At 41.4% G+C, this 3,574-nt stretch carries 3 protein-coding genes and 1 tRNA gene; 2 read left to right on the top strand and 2 right to left on the bottom strand.

The genetic code is table 11. From position 1 onward, the window contains the following. On the top strand, nt 1–1,265 hold a 1,265-nt coding region (locus tag ACWIX0_RS13060), incomplete at its 5' end, for a hypothetical protein (RefSeq protein ID WP_454174420.1). Nucleotides 1,266–1,339: 74 nt separating this feature from the next. Here ACWIX0_RS13060 and ACWIX0_RS13055 read toward each other — a convergent pair. Then, on the bottom strand, nt 1,340–1,798 hold the full coding sequence (locus ACWIX0_RS13055; RefSeq protein WP_454174421.1) for a phosphoribosyltransferase: 459 nt from the start codon (nt 1,796–1,798) through the stop codon (nt 1,340–1,342). A gap of 70 nt (nt 1,799–1,868) precedes the next feature. Then, nucleotides 1,869–3,050 (bottom strand): pyridoxal-phosphate-dependent aminotransferase family protein, encoded by a 1,182-nt coding sequence (locus ACWIX0_RS13050; protein ID WP_454174419.1) that lies wholly within the window; start codon nt 3,048–3,050, stop codon nt 1,869–1,871. 304 nt (nt 3,051–3,354) lie between these two features. Between ACWIX0_RS13050 and ACWIX0_RS13045 the strand changes: the two genes are divergently transcribed. Beyond that, nucleotides 3,355–3,430: transfer RNA gene (locus ACWIX0_RS13045), tRNA-Lys, on the top strand. Nucleotides 3,431–3,574 lie beyond the last annotated feature (144 nt).

The raw sequence follows: 3,574 nt of genomic DNA, 5'->3' as shown, positions 1-3,574 counted from the left end.
TTGCGCTAGATTTTGCTAGGCGAGATAAGCGCATTTTTGTCATTTCAAAGCCAAATGGAGGGCTAAGCTCGGCGCGAAATTTTGGACTTGAATTCATTAAAGGCTCTGCGTTGCGAGGGTTTTTTGAAATACAAAATCCCCCCTCCCTTGCGGATGGAGGGCTTAAGGGGAGGGTAGAATCCACATTAAATTCCACAGAGCTAAACCCACCCCCAAACCCCCTCCGCAAGGGAGGTGGCTTAATAGATTGCGAACAAAAATCTTATGCAAGTGAGGGGGAAGTAGAGGAAAGCAAATCCGCAATAAATAGGGAAATAAAATCCCTCGCTCAAACCCACACATTTACCAAAACCTACAAAACAATTACAGCGCAAGAGTTAGACGCGCATTTCAGCCAAATCACGCCACATTTCATCAAAAGCGATTTGGAGCGTATCAATGACTTTATCACCCAAGAGTTGCCAAAAGACGCGCTTATTCACTTCGTAGATAGCGATGATATTATCACAAAGGATTGCATACAAAAATGCGTGGCAAGACTGCTTAATGGGGATTTAGACATTGCCGTGCATAATTGGCTAGAATATGATGATACCACCAAGCAATCCACAAAAGGCGCGTATCTCTCCAAACTCAAACAAAACGAGTATGACACGGGATTAGAGCTACTAACGCGCAATCGATATTATGATTTCTTTTTTGCGTGGCAAGGGCTGTTTAGAGCGGAGATTTTAAACCGCTATGCCTTGCGCTACACAGAGGGAATCTACCACGAAGACCACGACTTTGGGACATTGCTATTTTGCCTCGCCCACAAAGTCGCTTATGCAAATGAGGGGTTGTATGTGTATCGCAAGCGCGCCACTTCTATCATCAATGTCCAAAAGCAAGCTGCTTTCCCCGCACAAATCCCTAGTTTTTTAGAGCCGTTGCGGGGGGATTTTAGCGATTATAAATCTTTGCGAGAGTATTTTAGGGCGTATTGCTTTGTGCGGCTAGGCTTTATCATTTGGGGATTTTATGAGGCACAAAGTAGGCAAGATTCAGAATTTAGGGTGCGATATGAGGGGTTTTTTAGTAGCGTGATTTTAGGCTATGCGATGAAAGTCTTTAAAATCCCGCTTTCAAAAGATACATTAGGGATACAAGCAATGCTTGCAACGCTTAAATTCCCTAAGATTTTGGTGTGGTGGCATTTCCTCAAAGATTTGCACCGCCAACCAAAAAAAATGCGATATATTGGGAATATGAGATATTTTAGGTAGATTTTATCGCGCTAGATAGGTTGTTTGTGTTAGATTTTGCAACTTGTCGTTTTTGCTTTTTTTTTTGCGAATTTTTAATCGCCAAGCATATCCACTTCCCAAAAAAAATCTATCCAATCCACATTTTCGCGCACGAAAAAATCAGCCCTCACGCTTGCATTTGGTTTTTGGAAAATCACAGCACTTTTAAACTCTTTTGCATTGTGCGGATATGCCTTGCGCAAAGATTGCATCACCGCGCTTAGACTGCGTCCGCTATCGACTATCTCATCGATGATTAGCACGCGATTTTCTTTTATGTGGGGGATTTGCCCGAGTGTGAGAGAAGTGCTAGATTTTCTATCCGTGTAGGAAGTGGCGTTTATGGTGTAGATTGATTCTGCGCGTAGATTCCATTTGAGAGAGAGAAAATGGCTCATACACATTCCGCCTCGTGCGATACATACAAGTGCTTTAGGCACACCAAAATCTGCCTCTATAATCCCGCTTAAGATTTTCATATCGCACAAAAAATCATTGTATGGATAATATATTGTTTTTTTAGATTCCACCTTGCTAAAATCCTTAGATAAAATCCCTAATCACTGCTAAAATCCACAAAATCTATTTTGCGTAAAATTCGCTTAAAAACGCAGCATTTCCCGCGCCATCAAATTTGCGTAGCCCAAGCCTATCTAACGCCATTTCTAGCGCATTTACTACCCAAGAAGCCTCATAAATTTCAATAAGCCCCATGTGGTTTATGCGAAAAATCTGCTCTTTTATGCTATCTTGCCCAGCAGCGACATTTACTCCTAGTTTTTTTAGCTCTGCGCGGATTTGCACAGCGTTTTTTCTCTCCAAAACCGCGCTCATAGCAAGTGCAGGGGATTTTGGATAAAGGGCTAGTTCTAGTGCTTTTATCGCAGAGCGAGTAGATAGGCTAAGCTTTTTTGTATGCGCATAGATAGATTCTATGCCTGCTTGCAGGGCGTTTGTATCCCATTCGCTAGATTTGTTTTGTCCCAAAATCTCTTTGCCTAAAATCGTTGCCCCCATAGATTCGATGATTTCAAAATATTTCACAAGCCCTTGCGTGATAGTCGTAGGCGCAGTCCAAGCAGTGGTATTTTTGCGCTGATTTTTTAGCTCTATGGCGAGGTTAAAATAAAGCCCGATATTGCGCTCTTCTATGCGCTTTATCGCTGCGTTTGATAGCCCTATGATACTCATCGCAGGGGGCAGCATAAACGCCTTTTGACTTCCGCCAATGAGCGCGTCTATATGCGTAGTGTCGATTTTTTCTACGCCCATAGCGGTGATACCATCGGCGATTATCATTATATTTGGGTTGTAGTTTTTGATAGATTTTGCGATAGATTCTACACTTAAGCGCAATCCCCCCGCTGATTCGCACACTTGCAACGCAAGGCAATCAATACTAGAATCTGCCTTTATCGCTTCTAATACCTCTTCTGGGCTTGCTGGCGTGTCCCATTCGTGCTTTATTTCTTTATAATCCACATTATGCGCTTTAGCGATTTTGCCCCACCTCTCGCCAAATTTGCCACAATTTATACTCAAAATCTTTGAAGTAGTAAGACTTAGCAAACACGCTTCCATAGCCCCCGTGCCACTGCTAGCAAGAAGCAGGACTTCAGGCATTTCTAGCATTATTTTTAGCGCGGATTTTGCTTTGGCAAAAATGGCTTCAAATTCTTTGGTGCGGTGATGGAGCGTGGGAGTAGCCATAGCTTGGCGGATAGATTCTGGGATAGGGGTGGGACCGGGTGTAAAAAGTAGCATTTAGATTCTCCTTTGCGTTATGTTGCGTATTATTTTGTGCTTTTTAGCTGTGTTAGCTTAGTTTGTAGGGTTTATGGCGATTTATCGCGCTTTTGGATTTTTAGTGTTTGTGCTAGCAGATTTTGCAAAAAGCGATTATACAATTTTTCGTATTATTTATATCTAAATCAACACTGCTTTATGCGTAGTTTATAAAATTTTTGCTACAATATCGCTCGCCTGTTTTTTGGATTTTGCGTGTGGTTTTTTATCACGCTTTTTTTATTTGTCTTGTTTTTTTTTGCGCTTTTTTGTGCTAGATTTTGGAGGTGTAGCTCAGTTGGTAGAGCAACTGACTCTTAATCAGTGGGTCCAGAGTTCGAGCCTCTGCACCTCCACCATTTTTGACTTTTTTGCTTCTTTTTTTTGCTTTTTTTTGCTTTTTTGGATTTTACTTTTTTTGATAATTTTTTGCATTTGTTTTTTTGTATTTTTCCTTATTTTAGATGAGTTTTTGACTTTGAAAATTTCGCTAAAATTATGCG

The sequence above is a fragment of the Helicobacter sp. T3_23-1059 genome, assembly GCF_053654515.1.
The sequence above is the reverse complement of the archived record's forward strand: the minus strand, read 5'-3'. Positions and strand labels throughout refer to the sequence as shown.

Excerpts from the sequence above, each read along its gene's own strand:
- ACWIX0_RS13050 (WP_454174419.1), bottom strand. The coding sequence starts at position 3,050 with ATGCTACTTTTTACACCCGGTCCCACCCCTATCCCAGAATCTATCCGC.